A 21,384-nucleotide genomic window follows, 5' to 3' on the forward strand; every position below is an offset into this window, starting at 1 on the left:
GCGGCCGGTCCCGCCAAGCGGGAATGAGCCCCGGACAAGTCCTGAGGGCTCATGCCCCGGCCCCCAACGGCTCCGCCCGTTCGCGCAGATGCGCCGGCAGCCGCGGCGAGGCCTTCAGCCGCGCGCGCTGGCGGCGCAGGTCGGCAAAACGCAGCAGCGCGTCGAGCAGGTCCTCGTCGGTCGCGAGTTCCAGCACGTCGGCGCCGGACTCGAACAGCGCCGCGCGCAGGCGCTCTTCCTGCTCGGCGGCGAGCGCGTCGTGGCGGGCGCGGAACTCGGGGTCGGCGGCGTCGACGAACAGCTGCTCGCCGGTCTCGGCGTCCTCGACGGTGACCAGGCCGACGTCGGGCAGCGCCCTCTCGGCCGGGTCGAGCACCCGCACCGCGACCACTTCGTGGCGGCGCGCCAGCCGGCCCAGCGCCGGGTCCCAGCCGGGCGTGCTGATGAAGTCGGAGACGACGAAGACCATCGAGCGCCGGCGCAGGATGCCGCCGGCGGTGTCCAGCAGCTCGGCCAGCGACGTCGGCGTGCTGCCGGGCAGGGGCGTCGCGGGCGCCTGCATGCGGCGCAGCAGTTCGAGCACGTGGCGGCGGGTTGCCGACGGCGGCAGCACGTGCTCGACCTTGCGGCCGTAGAGCACCGCGCCGACGCGGTTGCCGTGGCGCGTGAAGACCCGTGCCAGCGCGCCGACGAAACCCTGCGCGACCTCGCGCTTGCTGCACCCGCCGGAGCCGAAGTCGACGCTGGGCGACAGGTCGAGCAGGAACCAGGCGCTGAGGTCGCGGTCCTCGACGAACTGGCGCACGTAGGGCTGCTGCAGCCGCGCGGTGACGTTCCAGTCGATGTGGCGCACGTCGTCGAAGAGCTGGTATTCACGCAGGTCGGCGAGGTCGACGCCGGCGCCGCGCAGCAGCGTGCGCCAGTCGCCCTGCAGCACGCCGTCCAGGCGGCGCAGCACCGTCCACTCCAGGCGGCGCAGCAGGTGCTCGGCCGACTCAGGCACCGGCGCTCCCGTCGAAACGGCCACCGGCCAGCGGCTTGTCCGGCGGCGCGATCTTCTTCATCACGCGCTGAACGATGGCGTCGGCCGTCACGCCTTCGGCCAGCGCCTCGTAGCTCAGCACCAGACGGTGGCGCATCACGTCGGCGACCATGCCGGCAACGTCCTCGGGCAGCGCGTAGCGCCGGCCGGCGAGCAGCGCCAGCGCCCGTGCGCCTTCGATCATGCCGATCGTCGCGCGCGGGCTGGCGCCGTAGGTGATCAGCCGGCCGAGCTCGGCGAGGTCGTGGCGCGCCGGCGTGCGCGTCGCCGAGACCAGCTTCACCGCGTACTGGATCAGCGCCGGGTCGACGTAGACCTCGCGGCACTGGCGCTGCAGCGCGGCCAGCGCGAAGGTGTCGGCCACCGCGTCGATCTCGACGGCCGGGCCGGTCACGCGCTGGGCGATGACGAACTCCTCTTCCTCGCTCGGGTAGTCGACCAGCACCTTCATCATGAAGCGGTCGACCTGGGCCTCGGGCAGCGGGTAGGTGCCTTCGGTCTCGATCGGGTTCTGCGTCGCCATCACGACGAAGGGCTCGGGCACGCGGTGGCTCTCGCCGGCGATCGTCACCTGGCGCTCCTGCATCACCTCCAGCAGCGCGCTCTGCACCTTGGCCGGCGCGCGGTTGATCTCGTCGGCCAGCACCAGGTTGGCGAACACCGGGCCCAGCGAGGTCGAGAACTCGCCGGTCTTCTGGTTGTAGATGCGCGTGCCGACGAGGTCCGACGGCACCAGGTCGGGCGTGAACTGGATGCGCTTGAAGCTGCCGCGCACGGCGCGCGCCAGCGTCTTCACGGTCAGCGTCTTGGCCAGGCCGGGCACGCCTTCGACGAGCAGGTGGCCCTGCGCCAGCAGCGCCACGAGCACCCGCTCGAGGAAACGGTCCTGGCCGACGACGACCCGCTTGACCTCGTACAGCAGGCGTTCCATCAGCGCCGGGGTGGCTTCGTTTGCGGGCGTCAAGGGGGTCTCCGTAAGGGCGGCCTCAGAACGGCGGCATGCCGGCGGCGGCCGCGGCGTTCTCGATCGGCACGGCGAAGCCGATGCCGACGAAGGTGCGCTGCTCCGAGGGGTTCAGGATGGCGGTGACGATGCCGACCACCTGGCCGTCCATCGTCACCAGCGGGCCGCCCGAGTTGCCGGGGTTGGCGGCGGCGTCGAACTGGATCAGGTTGCTCAGCGTGCGTTTGCCCTCTTCGGAGCGGAACTCGCGGTTCAGCCCCGAGACGATGCCGTAGCTCGTCGACGGGCCGATGCCGAAGGGGTTGCCGACAGCGATGACGTGGTCGCCCGGGCGCAGGTCGGCGGTGCTGCGCATCGTCGCCGCGGCCAGGTCGTCGGGGACGTGGTCGGCACGCAGCACCGCGAGGTCGTTCTCGGTCTGCACGCCGACCAGGCGGGCACGCGACTCGGTGCCGTCGGCGAAGGTCACGCGCACCCGGTGCGCGCCCCAGACGACGTGCAGGTTGGTCAGGATGGTGCCGTTGTCGATGACGACGACACCGGTGCCCAGGCTGCGCTGCAGCGCACGTTCGGAGTCGTCGAGCCGGCGGCCGTCGTCGTGTTCGTCCATCAGGCCGACGACCCGCACCACCGACGGCGCGACGGCTTCGTAGGCCTTGGCCGCGGCCGACGGCAGCGGCTCCTTCTCGAGCGAGGCACGCACCGCGGCGTCGATGTCGTCCTGCGTCAGCACGCGGGCGCCCGGGTGCAACGGCCCGGTGACCAGCAGCGCGAGCACGGCGACCGCGGCGCCCGCAGCCGCCCACAGCGCCTCGGCCGGCACGCGGCGTCGACGGGCCGATGCTGCGGCTGCGGGCACGGCCGCCTCCGGCGCGGCGGCCGGTGGCGGCGCGGCGACGGGCGCTGCGGCCTCGGCGGGCCGGCGCGAACGGCTGTAGAGCGGTGCCTTCTTCATCGTCGTGGGCTCCTGCACCGGGAACCGCCGGAGACGGTAACACGTCCGGCCGGCCGGGCGAACCCGGTGTTGGCGGCATCATCGCGCCATGTGGATCGACACGCATTGCCATCTCGACGCCGCGGAATTCGACGCCGACCGCGACGCCGTCGTCGCCCGCGCGCGCAGCGCCGGTGTCGTGATGCAGGTGATCCCGGCGGTCGAGGCGGCGAACTTCGGCGCCGTGCGCGAACTGGCGCAGCGCCACGGCCTGGCCTATGCGCTGGGCATCCACCCGCTGTACGTCGGCCGCGCCGCCGACGAGGATCTGCAGCGCCTGGCCGACGAGCTGCGCCGCCACCGTGACGACCCGCGCCTGGTGGCCGTCGGAGAGATCGGGCTGGACCTGTTCGTGCCCGGCCTGGATCTGCAGCGCCAGCGCCGCTTCTACCTGGCCCAGCTGGCGCTGGCGCGCGACGCCGGCCTGCCGGTGATCCTGCACGTGCGGCGCTCGGCCGACCTGCTGCTGCACGGGCTGCGCCGCGTCGAGGTGGCGGGCGGCATCGCGCATGCCTTCAACGGCAGCGACGCGCAGGCGACGCAGTTCGCCGCGCTCGGGCTGCGCCTGGGTTTCGGCGGCGCGATGAGTTTCGAGCGTGCGCTGCAGATCCGCCGCCTGGCCGCGACGCTGCCCGAGACCGTGCCGGTGCTGGAGACCGACGCCCCCGACATCCCGCCGCAGTGGCTGTACCGCAGCGCCGCCGAGCGCGAGGCCGGCGCCGCGCCGGGGCGCAACGAGCCCGCCGAGCTTCCGCGCATCGCGCGCACGCTGGCCGCGCTGCGCGGCTGGACCGCCGAGCACACCGCCGCGGTGACGACGGCCAACGCCGTGGCCGCGCTGCCGCGGCTGGCCGCGCTGTGAACGCCCGCCTCGTCGGCCTGGCGCCGGTGGCCGACGCGCGCACCCGCCTGGTGGTGCTCGGCAGCTTTCCCGGCGTCGCGTCGCTGGCCGCCGGGCAGTACTACGCCCATCCGCGCAACCAGTTCTGGCCCATCCTGTCGGCGCTGTGGGGCCTGGACCTGCGTGCGCTGCCGTACCCGGAGCGGCTGCAGGAGATGCTGCGCCACGGCCTGGGCCTCTGGGACGTCTACGCCGCGTGCCGCCGCGAGGGCAGCCTGGACACGGCGATCGAGCAACCCGAGCTCAACGACTTCGCCGCGCTGCGCCGCCTGGCGCCGGGGCTGCAGGCGGTGGCGCACAACGGCGGCGAGTCGGCGCGCACGATGCGCCGGCTGCAGGCGCTGGGGCTCGCCACGCTGCGCCTGCCGTCCACCAGCCCGGCCAACGCCAGCTGGAGCTTCGAGCGCAAGCTCGCCGCCTGGCGCGAGGTCTTCGCCGCCCACGGCCTGGCCTGAGCGCGCGCCGGCGGCCCGGCGCCGGGGCCCGGTCACAATGCGGCGGCAAGAGCAAGTGCAGGGAGATCCCGAAGATGTCACGAGGGTGGAGGCGCTGGTGGGCAGCGCTGGCGGCGGGCCTGCTGGCCGCCGGGGCGGCGGCAGCGGCGCCGAAGACGGCCGGTTTCGAGATCGGCCGCGAGCCGGCCTGGGTGCAGCCGATGTCGGCCAGCGGCCTGGACGCCGGCCTGCCGGCGGCGCCGCTGCAGGTGCTGCTGGTCGACCAGCAGACCCGCCTGCCGGCCGGGCGCGGGCCCAGCGAGCGCTACCGCCACGTCGTGCGCCAGGTGCGCGACGCCAGCGGCCTGGAGAACGCGTCGCAGATCAGCATCGAGTTCGACCCGAGCTACGAGCGCCTGACGCTGCACCGGCTGGAACTGCGCCGCGGCGGTGCGCGCATCGACAAGCTGGCCGCGCGCCGCGTGCGCCTGCTCGACCGCGAGACCGGCCTCGAGCAGCAGCGCCTGGACGGCCGCCGCACGGCCTCCATCGTGCTGGACGACGTGCGTGTCGGCGACCGCATCGAGTTCGCCTACACGCTGGTCGGCGACAACCCGGTGTTCGACGGCCGCTTCGTCCAGGTCGACTGGTCCCGCCACGGCCTGGGCCCGACCGGGCTGTACCGCTACCGCCTGCTGGCGCCGGCGCAGCGCCACATCCGCCACCGTGCGGGCGCGGCCGAGGTCAGTGACGCCGGCCGCAGCGCCGACGGCCTGCGCATCACCGAGTTCCGCCGCCGCGGGGTGCCGCGTTTCGTCGAGGACGCGTATGCGCCGGCCGACAGCTGGCTGGACGACATGCTGCAGCTCAGCGAGTTCGCCGACTGGGCCGACGTCGCGCGCTGGGCCGAGACCCTGTTCGAGCCCGCGCTGCGGCCCTCGGCCGAGGTCTCGGCGCAGGCCGAGGCGCTGCGCGGCGCCGACCGCGAGGCGCGTCTGCTGGCGATGCTGGACTTCGTGCAGACCCAGGTGCGCTACTTCGGCACCGAGATCGGCGCCAGCTCGCACCGTCCGGCGCCGGCCGCGCAGACGCTGGCGCAGCGCTACGGCGACTGCAAGGACAAGGTCGTGCTGCTTGGCGCGCTGGCGCGTGCCGCCGGCGTGCGCGCGACGCCGGTGCTGGTGTCCAGCACGATGCGCCGCGACGTCGCGGCGATGCTGCCCAGCCCGCTGGCCTTCGACCACGTCGTCGCCGAGCTGCAGCCCGAAGGCCGCAGCCTGCTCGTCGACCCGACCCGTTCGCTGCAGACCGGGCCGCTGGACGAACGCATCGCGCGCGGCCTGGGCTGGGGCCTGCCGGCACGTGCCGACGCGACGGCGCTGGTCGAGCTGCCCGGCACCCAGGGCCGGCTGCAGGCCGAGGGCGAGGACGTGCTGCGCTTCGCCTCGCTCGCCCAGCCGGCCGCCTTCGAGTCGGTGCAGACCTTCTACGGCGACATCGCCGAGGCGCTGCGCGCCCAGCGCGCCGCGCGCGGGGCCGACGAGTTCGAGCGCGACCTGCGCGCCGACCATCTGCGCCTGTATCCGGGGCTGGCGGCCGACGGCGCGCTGGAGATGACCGACGTGCCGGGCCGCAACGCGGTGCGCCTGGTGCAGCGCTACACGCTGCCGCCGGCCTGGCGTTTCCCCGAGCAGCGGGTCTTCGTCACCGACTACGGCCTGCCGCTGCCGATGTCGGTGCTGCGCCTGCCCGACGGCTCGGACCGCGCGCGCGGCCTGCGCCTGGCCAGCCCCGGGCGCTACCGCCAGAGCGTCGAGTTCCGTTTCGAGCAGCCGACCTTCGGCCGCAGCGGCAGCTCGCGCGCCGAGGAGTCGGCGCCGGCCTTCCGCCTGCAGCTGCGCGCCGAGACGGCGCCGCAGTCGCAGCGTCTGGAGGCCGATCTGGAGATGCTGCAGGACCGCGTCGGCGCGGCCGAGTTCCCGGCCTACCGCGAGCGCCTGGTGCGCGCCTTCGGCCGCCTGGCCGGCACGGTGCAGGTGCCGGCGGTGACGCCTGCCCAGGCCGACACGATGCGCGCCCGCTACGCCGCGCTCGACGCCGAGCTGCGTGCCGGCCGCCTGCGCATCGTCACCGAGGTCCAGCGCGAGGCGCTCGGCCGCCGCGTGCTGCTGGACACCGTGCTCGCCGGCGACCGCCTTGCGCCGGCGCTGCGGGCGCAGACGCTGGTCGAGCGCGCGATGCTGCTCGACCACCTGGGTGAACTCGACGCCGCGCGCGCCGACTTCCAGGCCGCGCTGGCCCTGGACCCGGAGCCGGCGGCCACCCATGCCGCCGCGGCGGTCAACGCGCTGATGCGCGGCGCCTACGACGAAGCCGAGCAGCGGGCCGGCGAAGCGCTGCGCCGTGCCCCGGGCGACCTGGACGCGCTGCAGACCCGGGCCCGCGCCGCCTACCTGCGCGGCGACGCTGCCGCGGCGCGCGCCGGCTTCGAGGCCGCGCTGAAGGACCGTTCGGTGCGCGAGGCCGGTTATGCGCCGATCTGGCTGTACCTGGCCGCGCGCCGCGCCGGCGACGACGGCGTCGCCACGCTGCGCCAGGTGGCGCCGGCCGGTGAACGTGCCTGGCCGCACCCGGTGACACGCTGGCTGGCCGGCGAGGCCCGCTACGACGACGCGCTCGCCGCCACGCGCGAGGGCGGCCGTGCCGACCCGGGGCGCGAATGCGAGCTGCAGTTCTTCGCCGGGCAGAAGGCGCTGCTCGACGGCGACCGCGCCGCCGCGCGCCGCCACTTCCGCCGCGCCGTCGACACCGGCGTGACCGAATTCATCGAGTACGGGATGTCCCGGCTCGAACTCCAGCGCCTGGACGGCGCACGCTGATCCCCGATGTCCGAACAAGAGACTTTCTCCCTGCCCGAAGCCACGCTGAGCGAATCCGACGGCGTGCGCTACCTGCACCTGGGCTCGATCTGGGTGCAGGGCGCGATGCGCATCCGCAAGCCCCAGGTCGTCGAGCTCGAGTACGTGCAGCGCATGCTCGCCAGCCTGCTGTGGCTGCCCACCGAGGCCATCGGCCAGGGGCGCGCGCTGCAGCTCGGGCTGGGCGCGGCGGCGATCACGCGCTTCACGCACAAGGCGCTGCGCATGCCGACCACGGTGGTCGAGCTCAACCCGCAGGTCGTCGCCGTCTGCCGCAACTGGTTCCACCTGCCGGCCGAGGCCGACGTCGTGGTGGCCGACGCCGGGCGCTGGCTGCACGAGCAGGCCGAGCCGCAGAGCGTGCAGCTGCTGCACGTCGACCTCTACGACCACGAGGCCGCCGCGCCGGTGCTCGACGACGAAGACTTCTACGCCGGCTGCCGCGCCGTGCTGGAGGACGGCGGCCTGATGAGCGTGAACCTCTTCGGCCGCGACGCCAGCTTCGAGCGCAGCATCACGCGCATCGCCGCGGTCTTCGGCGCCGACCAGGTCTGGAGCCTGCGGCCGACGAAGGAGGGCAACACCGTCGTCGTCGCCGGCCGTCACGTCGAGATGCCGGCGCGCAACGTGTTGACCGAACGCGCCGCGACAATCGAGGCGCGTTTCGGCGCCTACGGCCTGCCGGCGCGCAAGTGGCTGCGCATGCTCAGGCCCTACGCCGGGCCGCAACCCGCACGAGAGGCACGATGAACCGCAAGACCCCGCGTGGAAGGCTCGACTGGCGCCAGCTGCTCGACTGGCTGCGCGACGACGGCTGGATCACGCCGGCCGATGCCGAGCGCGTGGTGCGGCGTTTCGGCGCCGGCGCCTCCAGCCTGCACGCGCTGGTGCGTCTGGGCGGCGCGGGGCTGGTGCGTGCCGGCAGCGGCGAGGCGCTGGACACCGAGGCGCTGACCGCCTGGCTGGCCGGCCGCGCCGGCATGCCCTATCTGCGCATCGACCCGCTGCGCGTGGACGTCGGCCGTGTCGCCGAGGTGATGAGCGTGCACTACGCCGAGAGCCGCCGGGCGCTGCCGGTGGCGGTGTCGCCGACCGAGGTCACGGTGGCCACCGCCGAGCCCTTCGACGTCGCCTGGGTGCCCGAGATCGAGGCCCACACCCGGCGCACGCTGCGGCTGGTCGTCGCCAACCCGGAGGACGTGCGCCGCTACACGACCGAGTTCTACGCCCTGGCCAAGTCGGTGAGGGCGGCGCAGAAGAGCGGCGAGGTGTCGGCGGCGGCCAGCTTCGAGCAACTGGTCGAGCTCGGCCGCGCCAAGGGCACGCTGGACGCCAACGACCAGGGCGTGGTGCAGGTCGTCGACTGGCTGTGGCAGTACGCCTTCGACCAGCGCGCCAGCGACATCCACCTCGAGCCGCGGCGCGAGATGGGCGCGATCCGCTTTCGCATCGACGGCGTGCTGCACACCGTCTACCAGGTGCCGCTGACGGTGATGGGCGCGATGGTCGCGCGCATCAAGCTGCTCGGCCGCATGGACGTCGTCGAGCGCCGCCGGCCGCTGGACGGGCGCATCAAGACCCTGAGGCCGGAGGGCGGCGGCGAGGTCGAGATGCGGCTGTCGACGATGCCCACGGCCTTCGGCGAGAAGCTGGTGATGCGCATCTTCGACCCCGAGACCGTGGTCAAGGGCGTCGAGGCGCTGGGTTTCGGCGCCGCCGAGGCCCGCGCCTGGCAGGAGCTGACCGGGCGCGCGCACGGCATCATCCTCGTCACCGGCCCCACCGGCAGCGGCAAGACGACGACGCTGTACGCGACGCTGAAGGCGCTGGCCAACGAGACGGTCAACGTCTGCACGATCGAGGACCCGATCGAGATGATCGAGCCGGCGTTCAACCAGACCCAGGTCCAGCCGGCGATCGACATGGGTTTTGCCGAAGGGCTGCGGGCGCTGATGCGCCAGGACCCGGACATCATCATGGTCGGCGAGATCCGCGACCTGCAGACCGCCGAGATGGCGATCCAGGCGGCGCTCACCGGCCACCTCGTCTTCAGCACGCTGCACACCAACGACTCGGCCAGCGCGATCACCCGGCTGGCCGACCTGGGCGTGCCGCCGTACCTGATCTCGGCCACCGTCATCGGCGTGCTCGCCCAGCGCCTGACGCGCACGCTGTGCCCGGCCTGTCGGCAGCCCGACGAGGGCGCCTCGCGCGAGGCGCTGGAGGCCATGGTCAAGCCCTGGCGGCTGTCCGGCGGCGTGCGCGCCTACAAGCCGGTGGGCTGCCTGGAGTGCCGCCACACCGGCTACCGCGGCCGCGCCGGGCTGTACGAGCTGCTGGTGATGGACGAGGGTTCACGCGCCCACGTGCACCCGACGCTGGACGCCGACGCGCTGCGCCGCCAGGGCATCAAGGGCGGCATGCGGCCGCTGCGCCTGGCCGGCGCGATGAAGGTCGCCGAAGGGCTGACGACGATCGAGGAAGTGCTGCGCAGCACGCCGTCGCTGAACTGACGCGGCCGGCGCCGACGCCGGCTTACGTGATATCCACATCGGCGCCGCCGGGGTGCGCTGCCAGAATCCGCCACGCTTTGGCTGGAGGAGACACCCCTTGAAAATCAAGAGCCAGAAGGATTTCTGGTCGGGCCTGATGTTCGTCGCCGTCGGCGTCGGGTTCGCCTGGGGCGCGCAGGAGTACAGCTTCGGCAGCGCCGCACGGCCCGGGCCGGCCTATTTCCCGTTCGGCCTCGGCATCCTGCTCGCGATCCTGGGCTCGATGGTGCTGTTCAAGGCACTGACCATCGCCACCGAGGACGGCGACCCGATCGGCCGCTGGGCGTTCAAGCCGCTGGCCATCATCGTCGGCTCGGTCGTCGTGTTCGGCTTCGCGCTGCCGCACCTGGGCATGTTCATCGCGATCCCGCTGCTGGTCGTGATCTCGGCGGCCGCCGGCGACGAGTTCCACTGGCGCGACGCGCTGATCAGCGCCGTCGTGCTGACGGCGGGCAGCTGGGCGATCTTCATCAAGGGCCTGAGCCTGACGATCCCGCTGTGGCCGGCGTTCTTGGGCTGAGGAAGGCGACGAGATGGATCTGCTGAACAACCTGGCGCTCGGCTTCGGCGTCGCCTTCACGCTCGAAAACCTCGCCTACGCCTTCGGCGGGGCGCTGCTGGGCACGCTGATCGGCGTGCTGCCGGGCCTGGGCCCGGTGGCGACGATCGCGATGCTGCTGCCCAGCATCTACTCGCTGGACGCGACGCCGGCGCTGATCATGCTGGCCGGCATCTACTACGGCGCCCAGTACGGCGGCTCGACGACCGCGATCCTGATCAACGTGCCCGGCGAGTCGAGCTCGGTGGTCACGGCGATCGACGGCTACCAGATGGCCCGCCGCGGCCGTGCCGGCCCGGCGCTGGCCGCCGCCGGCCTGGGCTCGTTCTTCGCCGGCTGCGTGGGCACGATCATCATCGCCGCCTTCGCGCCGCCGCTGACCGAGCTGGCCTTCAAGTTCGGCCCGGCCGAGTACTTCAGCCTGATGGTGCTGGGCCTGATCGGTGCCGTCGTGCTGGCCTCGGGCTCGCTGGTCAAGGCGATCGCGATGATCGTGCTGGGCCTGCTGATCGGCCAGATCAACACCGACGTCATCTCCGGCGTGCCGCGCTACAGCTTCGACATCCCCGAGCTGACCGACGGCATCAGCTTCGTCGCCATCGCGATGGGCGTCTTCGGCTTCGGCGAGATCATCGCCAACCTCGGCCAGCCGGCCGAGAAGCGCGAGGTCTTCACGAAGGACGTGAAGGGCCTGTGGCCGACGCGCGACGACTTCCGCAACGCCTGGCCGGCGGTGCTGCGCGGCACCTCGCTGGGCTCGATCCTCGGCGTGCTGCCCGGCGGCGGCGCGCTGCTGGCCTCGTTCGCGGCCTACACGGTCGAGAAGAAGATGGGCATCCGGCCGGGCGAAGTGCCGTTCGGCAAGGGCAACATCCGCGGCATCGCCGGCCCCGAGAGCGCCAACAACGCCGGCGCGCAGACCTCGTTCATCCCGATGCTGACGCTGGGCATCCCGCCGAACGCGGTGATGGCGCTGATGGTCGGCGCGATGACGATCAAGGGCATCCAGCCCGGCCCGCAGGTGATGGCCAGCGACCCGCAGCTGTTCTGGGGCCTGATCGCGTCGATGTGGGTCGGCAACCTGATGCTGGTGATCCTGAACCTGCCGCTGATCGGCATCTGGATCAAGCTGCTGACGGTGCCTTACCGCTTCCTGTTCCCGGCGATCATGGTCTTCTGCTGCATCGGCCTGTACACGCTGAACAACAACAACTTCGACGTCTTCATGGGCGCGGGCTTCGCCATCGCCGGCTACGCGTTCTACAAGCTGGGCTGCGAGCCGGCGCCGCTGCTGCTGGGCTTCATCCTCGGGCCGATGATGGAGGAGAACCTGCGCCGTGCGCTGCTGCTGTCGCGCGGCGACTGGACCACCTTCGCGACGCGCCCGCTGTCGGCCGGCCTGCTCGTCGCGGCGGTGCTGATGGTCATCATCGTGATGCTGCCATCGATCAAGTCCAAGCGCGAGGAGGCGTTCCAGGACGCGGATTGAATGCTGGTGAATGCCGGGGTCAGAATGCCGGGGTCAGGTCCCGTGGGACCTGACCCCGTCCGCCGCGTACGCCGCTGAATGCTGGGAATGCTGGGGTCAGGTCCTGCGGGACCTGACCCCTCCCGCCGGACCCCTTCCACCGCGTATGCCGCTGAATGCCGGGGTCAGGTCCTGCGGGACCTGACCCCTTCCGCCGGACCCCTTCCACCGCGTATGCCGCTGAATGCTGGGGTCAGGTCCTGTGGGACCTGACCCCTTCCGCCGGACCCCTTCCGCCGCGTACGCCGCTGAATGCTGGGGTCAGGTCCTGCGGGACCTGACCCCTTCCGCCGGTCCCCTTCCGCCGGCGGGACCTGACCCCTTGCCCCCGTCCGCCGCCCCCACGCGCACGGCGTGTAGCGCTCTCGCGCTACGCTCGCGGCTCTCGCAACGTCGTCCGCCGCGTTCTTGAAGCTCCCCGCCGCACTCGCCCCGCTGGAAGGCCCGGTCTTCCGCGGGCTGTGGTTCGCCTGGCTGGCGGCCAACATGACGATGTGGATGAACGACGTCGCGGCCGCCTGGCTGATGACGACGCTGACCACCAGCCCGGCGATGGTGGCGCTGGTGCAGACCGCCTCGACGCTGCCGGTGTTCCTGCTCGGCCTGCCCAGCGGCGCGATGGCCGACATCGTCGACCGGCGGCTGTACTTCGCCGGCACGCAGATGTGGGTGTCGCTGGTGGCGCTGCTGATCGCCGCGCTGGCCGTGGCCGGGCTGCTGACGCCGTCGCTGCTGCTGCTGCTCACCTTCCTCAACGGCATCGGGCTGGCGATGCGCTGGCCGGTGTTCTCGGCCATCGTGCCCGAGGTCGTCGGCCGCGCGCACCTGCCGGCGGCGCTGGCCCTCAACGGCATCTCGATGAACATGTCGCGCGTCGTCGGCCCGGTGGTCGCCGGCGCGCTGCTGGCCTCGGCCGGCACCGCGGCGGTGTTCGTGCTCAACGCGGTGCTTGCCGGCGTGGCCTTCGTGCTGATCCTGCGCTGGCGCTCCGAGCCGCGCACCAGCGCGCTGCCGGGCGAACGGTTCGTCGGCGCGATGCGCGTCGGGCTGCAGCACGTGCGCCAGTCGCCGCGCATGCGTGCCGTCATCGTGCGCGTGTTCCTGTTCTTCCTGCAGTCCAGCGCGCTGCTGGCGTTGCTGCCGCTGGTCGCCAAGGGGCTCGAGGGCGGCGGCGCCGGCAGCTTCACGCTGCTGATGGCCAGCATGGGCGCCGGCGCGATCTGCGCGGCGCTGCTGTTCCCGCGCTGGCGCCGGCGTTTCAACCGCGACCAGTTCGTGCGCTACGGCAGCATCGTGCAGGCCGCGGCGGCGGCCATCGCCGCCTTCGTGCCCGAGCTCTGGATGGCGGTGCCGGCGGTCTTCGTCTCGGGCATGGCCTGGATCTCGACGGCCAACACGCTGGCGATGTCGGCGCAGTTCGCGCTGCCGAACTGGGTGCGCGCGCGCGGCATGGCGATCTACCAGATGGCACTGATGGCCGGCACGGCCTTCGGCGCGATGGCCTTCGGCAAGCTCGCGGGCCTCGTCGGCGTCGCCGAGGCGATCGCCGCGGCGTCGCTGCTCGGCGCCGCGCTGCTGCCCTGGGCGCAGCGCTGGTCGGTCGAAGGCGAGGACGCCGACTTCACGCCGGCGGTGCCGCGCGCCGCCGCCGAGCCGGCGATCGACATCGAGCCCGACGCCGGGCCGGTGATGGTCACCGTCGAGTACCAGGTCGACGACGCCGACGTGCCCGAGTTCACCGCGTTGATGCAGCTGACACGTGCGGCGCGGCTGCGCCAGGGCGCGCTGTCGTGGGCGCTGTTCCGCGACACCGCGCAGCCCGGCCGCTGGGTCGAGCACTTCGTCGACGAGAACTGGATCGAGCACCAGCGCCGGCTGGAGCGCTTCACCGCCGAGGACGCCGGGCTGCGTGCACGCCGCACCGCGCTGCACCGCGGCAGCGAGCCGCCGCTGTTGCGGCGTTTCGTCGCCGACCGCGAGGCGCCGCCGCACCGCGGCTGACTTGACGACTGGCGAAGCCCGCGCCACGCGCTCGCCGCCGCCGCTGGAGACAATCGCCCGATGGACTACGCCTCGCCCGACTTCTTCGACTGGAGCGCCGGCTATGCCAGCCGGCGCCTGCCGGTGTTTGCGCGCAACCTCGTCGCCACCTCGCATCCGCTGGCGGCGCAGGCCGGGCTGCGCATCATGGCCGCCGGCGGCAACGCAGTCGACGCGGCGGTCGCGACGGCGGCGGTGATGACCGTCGTCGAGCCCTGCAGCAACGGCCTGGGCTCCGACGCCTTCTGCATCCTCTGGGACGGCGAGCGCCTGCACGGCCTGAACGCCTCGGGCCGTGCGCCGGCGGCCTGGACGCCCGAGTACTTCCGCCGCCGCCACGGCGACGGCGCGCGCACGCCGCCGGCCCGCGGCTGGGACGCGGTGACGGTGCCCGGCGCGGTGGCCTCCTGGGTCGCGCTGGCCGAACGTTTCGGCCGCCTGCCGCTTGCGCAGCTGCTCGAACCCGCGGCCGAGATCGCCGAACGCGGCTACGCGGTGCCGGTCGTCGTCGGCGACAAATGGGTCGCGGCGGCGCAGCTGCCGTCGCTGACCTCGCAGCCCGGTTTTGCCGAGACCTTCCTGCCGCGTGGCCGTGCACCGCGGATCGGCGAACGCTTCTGCTTGCCCGGTGCGGCGCGTGCACTGCGTGCGATCGGCGTGACACGCGGCGAAGCCTTCTACGGCGGCGAGATCGCCGAGAGCCTGGTGCGCCAGTCGCAGGCCCAGGGCGGGGCGCACACGCTGGCCGACTTCGCCGGCTACGTGCCCGAATGGGTCGAGCCGATCGCGATGGACTATCACGGCGTCACGCTGCACGAGATCCCGCCCAACGGCCAGGGCATCGCGGCGCTGATCGCGCTGGGCATCCTGCGCCACGTCGACCTGACCGAACACCACGCCGACAGCATCGAGGCGCGCCACCTGCAGATCGAGGCGATGAAGCTCGCCTTCGCCGACGTCTACCGCCACGTCGCCGAGCCGTCGGCGATGGCGCTGTCGGCCGCCGACCTGCTGTCGCCCGACTATCTGGCCGGCCGCGCGAAGCTGATCGACCCGAAACGCGCCCAGGACTTCCAGGCCGGCAACCCGGCCAAGGGCGGCACGATCTACCTCACCGCCGCCGACGAGAGCGGGATGATGGTCAGCTTCATCCAGAGCAACTACATGGGCTTCGGCTCGGGCGTCGTCGTGCCCGAGTGGGGGCTGTCGCTGCAGAACCGCGGCCACGCCTTCAGCCTCGACCCCGGCAGCGCCAACGTCGTGGCGCCGGGCAAACGCCCGTTCCACACCATCATCCCGGGCTTCGTCACCGCCGGCGGCCGGCCGCTGATGAGCTTCGGCGTGATGGGCGCCAACATGCAGCCCCAAGGCCATCTGCAGACCCTGCTGCGCATGGTCGACTGGTTCCAGAACCCGCAGGCCGCCTGCGACGCGCCGCGCTGGCGCTTCAACGCCGGCCTGGAGCTCAACGTCGAGGCGGCGATGGACCCGGCCGTCGTGCAGGGCCTGGCGGCGCTGGGCCACCGGCTGGACGTCATCGACGACAGCTACCAGGACTTCGGCGCCGGCCAGTTCATCTGGCGCCTGGGCGACCCGGCGGTCGAGGGTTACGTCGCCGCCAGCGACCCGCGCCGCGACGGCCTGGTCGCCGGCTGGTGATGAGTGTCCAGCCCCGAACGGCAGCGCCCAACGCCGTCGGCGCCGGCCTGGCGCTGGCCGCCGCCGGGTCGGTGGCCTTCTCGGGCAAGGCGATCATCGCCAAGCTGGCCTACCGTCACGGCGTCGACGCGATCACGCTGGTCATGTACCGCATGCTGTTCGCCTTGCCGCTGTTCATGGCCATCGCCTGGTGGGCCGGGCGCGGCAAGCCGGCGCTGACGCGGCGCGACTGGGGCGTGGTGCTGGGCCTGGGCTTCAGCGGCTACTACCTCGCCAGCACGCTGGACTTCGCCGGGCTGCAGTACATCAGCGCCAGCCTGGAGCGGCTGATCCTCTACCTCAACCCGACGCTGGTGCTGTTCCTCGGCGTCGTGTTCTTCCGCCAGCGCGTGAGCTGGCGCCAGCTGGCGGCGCTGGCGGTCAGCTACGCCGGCGTGCTGCTGGTCTTCGGCCACGAGGTGACGCTGTCGGGGCCGCAGACCGCGCTGGGCGCGGCGCTGGTCTTCGGCAGTGCGGTGAGCTACGCGATCTACCTGGTGGCCAGCGGCGCCGAGGTGCGCCGGCTGGGCGCGATGCGCCTCACCGGGCTGGCGAGCTGCGTCGCCTGCGTGCTGTGCATCGCCCAGTTCCTGGTGCTGCGGCCGCTGTCGGCGGCCGAGGTGGCGCCGGCGGTGCTGTGGCTGTCGGTGCTCAACGCCACCGCCTGCACGGTGGCGCCGGTGCTGATGGTGATGATGGCCATCGAACGCATCGGCCCGACGCTGACGGCGCAGACCGGGATGATCGGGCCGCTGTCGACGATCCTGATGGGCGTGGTGCTGCTGGGCGAGCCGTTCAACGGCTGGATCGTCGCCGGCACGGCGCTGGTGCTGGCCGGCATCACGCTGCTGGCGCGTGCACGCTGAAACTCTGGAGGAGACACGAATGGATCTGGGCATCGCAGGACGCTGGGCGCTGGTCTGCGCCGCCAGCAAGGGGCTGGGCAAGGGCTGCGCACGCGCGCTGGTTGGCGAGGGCGTCAACGTCGTCGTCACCGCGCGCGGCGCCGAGGCGCTGGAGGCCACGGCGGCCGAACTGCGGGCGCTGAACCCGGCCGTCGAGGTGCGTGCGGTCGTCGGCGACATCACGACCGAAGCCGGCCGCGCCGCGGCGCTGGCCGCCGCGCCGCAGGTCGACATCCTCGTCAACAACGCTGGCGGGCCGCCGCCGGGCGACTTCCGCACCTGGGAGCGCGAAGCCTGGATCGCCGCACTGGACGCCAACATGCTGGCGCCGATCGCGCTGATGCGCGCCACCGTCGACGCGATGGCCGAGCGCGGCTTCGGCCGCGTCGTCAACATCACCTCGGGCGCAGTGAAGGCGCCGATCGACGTGCTCGGCCTGTCCAACGGCGCCCGCTCCGGCCTCACCGGCTTCGTCGCCGGTCTCGCGCGCCAGCCGGCGCTGGCCGGGCGCAACGTGACGATCAACAACCTGCTGCCCGGCGCCTTCGACACCGACCGGCTGCGTGCCACGCTGGCCGCCGGTGCCGCCAAGACGGGCCAGCCGCTCGATGCGGTGATCGAGGCCCGCCGCCGCCAGGCCCCGGCCGGGCGCTTCGGCAGCGCCGACGAGTTCGGCGCCTTCTGCGCCTTCGTCTGCAGCGCGCACGCCGGGTTCTTCACCGGGCAGAACCTGCTGCTGGACGGCGGCGCCTACCCGGGCACGTTCTGAGCTGCGTGGAGCCTGGGGTCAGGTCTCGCAAGACCTGACCCCGTCCCTCCTGGGCAGCCCGGGGTCAGGTCTCGTAAGACCTGACCCCGTCCCTCCTGGGCAGCCCGGGGTCAGGTCTCGCAAGACCTGACCCCGTCCCTCCCGCCCCCGCGACGAAGACACCACGCCTCTCGCGCCGCCTTCCTCAGCGCCCCCGACAGGCCGCGCAGCGATACTCGCCCCGACAAGACCGAGAACCAGGAGACACGCATGCCCGCAACGCCCTTGCCAGCCGAGCGCGAGCCGACCCGCGACGAGGTCGATGCGCTGGATGCGCCCGTCGTGCTCGAGTTCGGCACCGGCTGGTGCCCGCATTGCCTGGGCGCGCAGCCGGCGATCGCCGCCGTGCGTGCGCAGTTCCCGGCCATCGCCCACCGCCAGGTCGAAGACGGCCGCGGCCGCCCGCTGGGGCGTTCTTTCGCGGTCAAGCTGTGGCCGACGCTCGTGTTCCTGCACCGTGGCCGCGAGATCGCGCGCGTCGTGCGCCCGCAGGGCGAGCACGAGCTGCGCCGCGCCTGGCAGGCGCTGGCCGACGCGGCGGCCTGATCAGTCGAGCACGAGCTTGCGGCCGAACGGCGCCTCGGCGTGGGCGTCCTTGGCCGTCACCGCCCAGACCACCGGCCAGTGCGGGCGAAAGCGCGCCGGGCCGTCGAGGTCGGTCAGCACGACGCCGATGTCCGGCCGGTGCCGGTCGGCTTCTTCGAGCAGCGGCGTGAAGTCGGTGCCGCCGCCGCCGTGGAACTCGATGGCGCGCAGGTCCGACTGGCCGGGCTTGAAACGTTCGACCCGCTGCACGCGCTCGTCGCCGACGACGAGCACCAGCCCGGTCTCCAGCCGCCGCGTGATGGCCTCGATCTCGCGCGCGAAACGCTCCATCAGCGCATCGTCGACCGAGCCCGAGACGTCGACGACGACCGCCAGCCGCGGCACGCGTTTGCTCTGCGTGCGGCCGGGCTCGAAGGGCATGCGGCGCGAGCCCATGCGGCCCTGGTTGGCGATGTAGGAGCGCGCCGGGCGCGACCACGAGGTCTCGGCGCTGGGCGCCAGCGCGCGGCCGAGCTGCAGCCGCAGCACCTGTTCCCAGGGCGTGCGCGTCTTCGGCAGGTCGGCCAGCAGCGTGCGCAGCATCGAGTGCGCGCCGTCGCCGGCGTGGGCGCGTGTCAGGCGCTCGCGCCACTCGCGCGAGGCCTCGGCCTCGTCCTCGGGGCTGCCGGCGCCGTGGCGGCCAGGCAGCAGGTCGGGCACCAGGCCGCGCGCCAGTGCGCGGGCGCGCCCAGAACGCGGGCCGTCGGAGCGTTCGCCCTGGCCGTCCTCGCTCTCCTTCGAGGACGTGGCGCTGCTGCGCCGGGAGGCCTTGCCGTCGTCGCCGCCTTCCTGCTGCTTCTGTCCCTGGCGCCGGCCGTCGCGGCCGTCCTGGCGGCGATCGTCGATCTCGCGGTACAGGCGCTCGACGTCCCATTCGAGCAGCGCCTTCTCCAGCGTCGTCTCGATGCCCAGCGTGCTGGCGAGCAGCCGGTCGAGCAGCACCGCGCCGGCCGGCAGCTCCAGCCAGCTGAGGTGGCCGAGCGTGCTGTCGACGATGGCGTCGGCGCAGAGGTTGAACAGCGGCAGGTCGACGTCGCCGACGAGCTGCTGCAGCTCGGTGTAGCGCTGGGCGTGGCGCAGCGCGACGTGCAGCACCTCGTGCGCCACCAGGCCGGCCTGCTCGGGCAGCGTCAGCGACTCGAAGGCCGCGCCGTACCAGATCGTGTGGCCGTCGGTGGCGATGATCGGCGCCGGCTCGTCGGCCGGGCGGTCGCGGTGGTGGGCCCACAGCGCCAGCCCGCCGGTGGACGGCGCGAACTCCACCATGCGCTGCACCGCGCGCGTGCCGCGGTGCCGGTGCACCGACGCCGGTTCAGGCATTCTGGCCTTCGCGCTGGCGGCGTTCGCTGTAGCGGCGGTAGGCCGGGCTGTCGAGGATCGTGCCTTCCATGCCGCCTTCCAGCGCCTTCTGCATCAGCAGCTCCATGGCCAGCGTCTGCGCTTCGCGGATCGGCAGCGCGACCTGGGTGCGCGCGTCGGGCAGCTGCTCGATGATCTCCAGCGCGCGGTCCAGCGCGCGGTCGTCGTTGGCCGCGGCCAGCAGGCCGTAGATCATCCCGTACAGGCCGTCCAGCGTGCGCGGCAGCAGCGCCGCGGTCTCCTCGCCGGGGCGGGCGGCGAGCAGCTTGACGACGTCGGCGCCGGACTGGATCTCGCGCAGCACGCCGAAGAACTCGGCGGCGTTGGCCGCGCCGATGCGGCCCTGCACGAAGACCCGCTTGGCGGCGTCGCCGAGGCCGCTCTTCAGCACGTTGGACACGTCCTCCCAGCCGCGCGGGCTGGCGCCGATCAGGTGGTCGGCGGCGAGCTGGGCCTGGGTGTCGTCGAGCTTGTCGGGCCGCACCTTCAGGTAGGCCATGACCTCGGGCGCGAAGTCGTGCGCGATGGCGTGCTGCAGGAAGGCCTCGACGACGGTCTGCACGTTGAAGTGGAACATGCGGTCGGCCAGCGCCGTGCCCATGTCGTGGCAGACCGCGCCGTGGAAGCTGGCGTTGCCGGCGGCGACGACCATCCAGCCCGGCGGCAGCTCGTAGCGGCCGACCCGGCGGTCAAGGATCAGCGAGTAGGCCGAGACCTGCAGCCGCTGGTCGGCGGCGGTCAGCTCGTCGAGGAAGAGCAGGCCGGCGGGCTGGTCGGCCTGCGGCAGGAACTCGGGCGGGAACCAGACCGTCTTCTCCAGCCGGTCGTCGGCGTAGATCGCGCCGCGGATGTCCACCGGCTCGATCGTCGTCAGGCGCAGGTCGATCAGCGGCACGCCGTGGTGCTCGGCGACCTGGCGCACGATCGACGACTTGCCGACGCCGCGTGTGCCCCACAGCATCGAGGCGCGGCGGCGCAGCACGGGGTCGCCGAACTGCTCGACCAGCGCGGCCTTGGCCGCGGCGATCGAGACCGGAGGGATGTTCATCGGGTTGCCGAGCATCGTGGGGGTCGGGGCAGGGTGGGAGGGTTTTCAGGCGGACGGCGCGGCCGGCGCCTGGGGCTCCCAGGAGCCGGCGCGCGCCAGGCGCGGCAGCGGCGGGAACTCCAGCCGCGGCATCTCGCCAAGGCAGAAGAACAGCATCAGCAGGAAGGCCGGCGAATGGAAGACGAGCATGCGCCAGACCGAGTTCTGCGACAGCTCGACCAGCGGCACCATCGCCGCGCCGGCGATCAGCGCCACGCTGACCAGCATCGGCACCGCGCGGCGCAGCGTGACGCGCCAGCGCTCGCGCGCCATGCGCTCGTGGAACTCGCGCGGCGTGCCGGCCAGCGTGCGCGCCAGGTGGTCCAGCGTCTGCACCAGCTTGTGCTCGGCGTCGCGGGTGCGTTCGGCGCCGTCGCCCTTGAGCCGCAGCGCGCCGCCCCAGCCCTCGCGCAGCCGCGCGATGCAGGTCCAGGGCCAGCCCAGCACGGCCAGCAGGTCGTCGGGCAGGCTGATCGTCTGGCCGGCGCGCGGCATCAGCTCCAGGTCGGCGTTGATGCCCGCGACACCGGAGACCTTGAGCTTGAGGTCCAGCCCGGCGACACGTGCGCGGGCCTCGGTCAGGATGACCGTGGCAACGCCGTCGCCCGACAGCCGCGCCCGGTGCGACAGCACCGCACGCCAGCCCTCGCCGGCGAGGAAGTGGCGCGCCAGCGGCACCGCGGCGATGCGTTGGGCCAGCTCGCCGACGTCGGGGCCGTCGGCCACCAGCACCGCCTCGAGGCCGTCGTCGCCGCGCAGGCGGCGCGTCACGCGGTGGTCGTCGGCGGCGAAGCTCTCGAGCTCCAGCTCCTCGTGCAGGGTCTGGTCCAGCGGTGCCTCGGGCGCGTGCTGCAACGGCTTGAAGCGCAGCCGGCGCGCGATGCGGTCGCTGGCGGCGAGGTCGACGCGGCGCCCGCTGCGGCTGAAGGGCGCGACGAGTTCGAGAATCTCGTGGTGGGTCAGCGGGACGGCGGTGCTCAACGGCTCACCTCGTGCTCGGCGGAACATCG

General features: G+C 73.1%; 18 protein-coding genes. 12 read left to right on the forward strand and 6 right to left on the reverse strand.

All coding sequences use genetic code 11. The features are described from left to right. Window positions 1–49: 49 nt before the first annotated feature. From LOC65_RS10600 to LOC65_RS10610, 3 genes are read right to left on the reverse strand one after another with little or no spacing between them, the layout of a single operon-like run. Window positions 50–1,003 (reverse strand): DUF58 domain-containing protein, encoded by a 954-nt coding sequence (locus LOC65_RS10600; protein WP_230247466.1) that lies wholly within the window; start codon window positions 1,001–1,003, stop codon window positions 50–52. Continuing rightward, a complete protein-coding gene (locus LOC65_RS10605) occupies window positions 996–1,973 on the reverse strand; it encodes a MoxR family ATPase (RefSeq protein WP_230248280.1) in 978 nt (325 codons plus the stop codon). Before LOC65_RS10605 ends, LOC65_RS10600 begins: the two co-directional genes overlap by 8 nt. Before the next feature lie 55 nt (window positions 1,974–2,028). Then, window positions 2,029–2,961 (reverse strand): S1C family serine protease, encoded by a 933-nt coding sequence (locus LOC65_RS10610; RefSeq protein WP_230247467.1) that lies wholly within the window; start codon window positions 2,959–2,961, stop codon window positions 2,029–2,031. 88 nt (window positions 2,962–3,049) lie between these two features. Between LOC65_RS10610 and LOC65_RS10615 the strand changes: the two genes are divergently transcribed. The 12 genes from LOC65_RS10615 (at window position 3,050) to LOC65_RS10670 (ending at window position 17,889) form a co-directional block, all read left to right on the forward strand. Then, complete coding sequence (locus LOC65_RS10615; protein ID WP_230247468.1) at window positions 3,050–3,862, forward strand: TatD family hydrolase; 813 nt, start codon at window positions 3,050–3,052, stop codon at window positions 3,860–3,862. Next, entirely contained in the window at window positions 3,859–4,356 is a 498-nt protein-coding gene (locus LOC65_RS10620; protein ID WP_009858642.1) for a DNA-deoxyinosine glycosylase, read from the forward strand. Before LOC65_RS10615 ends, LOC65_RS10620 begins: the two co-directional genes overlap by 4 nt. 74 nt (window positions 4,357–4,430) lie before the next feature. Then, window positions 4,431–7,214 carry a DUF3857 domain-containing protein gene (locus tag LOC65_RS10625; protein ID WP_164963778.1) on the forward strand — a complete coding sequence of 928 codons (2,784 nt, stop codon included), beginning with the start codon at window positions 4,431–4,433 and terminating at the stop codon, window positions 7,212–7,214. Window positions 7,215–7,220: 6 nt separating this feature from the next. Next, window positions 7,221–8,003: a hypothetical protein gene (locus LOC65_RS10630; protein ID WP_009858644.1), complete on the forward strand. Its 783-nt coding sequence runs from the start codon at window positions 7,221–7,223 to the stop codon at window positions 8,001–8,003. Next, window positions 8,000–9,766 (forward strand): GspE/PulE family protein, encoded by a 1,767-nt coding sequence (locus LOC65_RS10635; protein ID WP_230247469.1) that lies wholly within the window; start codon window positions 8,000–8,002, stop codon window positions 9,764–9,766. Before LOC65_RS10630 ends, LOC65_RS10635 begins: the two co-directional genes overlap by 4 nt. Before the next feature lie 97 nt (window positions 9,767–9,863). Continuing rightward, a complete protein-coding gene (locus tag LOC65_RS10640) occupies window positions 9,864–10,325 on the forward strand; it encodes a tripartite tricarboxylate transporter TctB family protein (protein WP_009858646.1) in 462 nt (153 codons plus the stop codon). Between the two features lie 13 nt (window positions 10,326–10,338). After that, window positions 10,339–11,853 (forward strand): tripartite tricarboxylate transporter permease, encoded by a 1,515-nt coding sequence (locus tag LOC65_RS10645; protein WP_009858647.1) that lies wholly within the window; start codon window positions 10,339–10,341, stop codon window positions 11,851–11,853. Window positions 11,854–12,300: 447 nt separating this feature from the next. Continuing rightward, window positions 12,301–13,893: an MFS transporter gene (locus LOC65_RS10650; protein WP_230247470.1), complete on the forward strand. Its 1,593-nt coding sequence runs from the start codon at window positions 12,301–12,303 to the stop codon at window positions 13,891–13,893. 60 nt (window positions 13,894–13,953) lie between these two features. Next, window positions 13,954–15,591 carry a gamma-glutamyltransferase family protein gene (locus tag LOC65_RS10655; RefSeq protein WP_230247471.1) on the forward strand — a complete coding sequence of 546 codons (1,638 nt, stop codon included), beginning with the start codon at window positions 13,954–13,956 and terminating at the stop codon, window positions 15,589–15,591. Next, window positions 15,591–16,496: a DMT family transporter gene (locus LOC65_RS10660; RefSeq protein ID WP_164963782.1), complete on the forward strand. Its 906-nt coding sequence runs from the start codon at window positions 15,591–15,593 to the stop codon at window positions 16,494–16,496. Before LOC65_RS10655 ends, LOC65_RS10660 begins: the two co-directional genes overlap by 1 nt. 19 nt (window positions 16,497–16,515) lie before the next feature. Beyond that, a complete protein-coding gene (locus LOC65_RS10665) occupies window positions 16,516–17,304 on the forward strand; it encodes an SDR family NAD(P)-dependent oxidoreductase (protein WP_230247472.1) in 789 nt (262 codons plus the stop codon). A gap of 249 nt (window positions 17,305–17,553) precedes the next feature. Then, complete coding sequence (locus LOC65_RS10670) at window positions 17,554–17,889, forward strand: thioredoxin family protein (RefSeq protein ID WP_029719062.1); 336 nt, start codon at window positions 17,554–17,556, stop codon at window positions 17,887–17,889. On the opposite strand, the gene LOC65_RS10675 is transcribed toward LOC65_RS10670, so the two are convergent. The 3 genes from LOC65_RS10675 to LOC65_RS10685 are packed head-to-tail and all read right to left on the reverse strand — an operon-like array spanning window position 17,890 to window position 21,355. Continuing rightward, window positions 17,890–19,248, reverse strand: coding sequence for a DUF2201 family putative metallopeptidase (locus tag LOC65_RS10675; protein ID WP_230247473.1), 1,359 nt, complete (start codon window positions 19,246–19,248; stop codon window positions 17,890–17,892). It lies immediately after the preceding gene. Then, window positions 19,241–20,335 carry an AAA family ATPase gene (locus tag LOC65_RS10680; RefSeq protein WP_230247474.1) on the reverse strand — a complete coding sequence of 365 codons (1,095 nt, stop codon included), beginning with the start codon at window positions 20,333–20,335 and terminating at the stop codon, window positions 19,241–19,243. Before LOC65_RS10680 ends, LOC65_RS10675 begins: the two co-directional genes overlap by 8 nt. A 45-nt stretch (window positions 20,336–20,380) precedes the next feature. After that, window positions 20,381–21,355 carry a hypothetical protein gene (locus LOC65_RS10685; protein WP_009855645.1) on the reverse strand — a complete coding sequence of 325 codons (975 nt, stop codon included), beginning with the start codon at window positions 21,353–21,355 and terminating at the stop codon, window positions 20,381–20,383. Window positions 21,356–21,384 lie beyond the last annotated feature (29 nt).

The sequence above is a fragment of the Rubrivivax sp. JA1055 genome (genome assembly GCF_020966565.1).
GTDB lineage: Bacteria > Pseudomonadota > Gammaproteobacteria > Burkholderiales > Burkholderiaceae_C > Rubrivivax > Rubrivivax benzoatilyticus.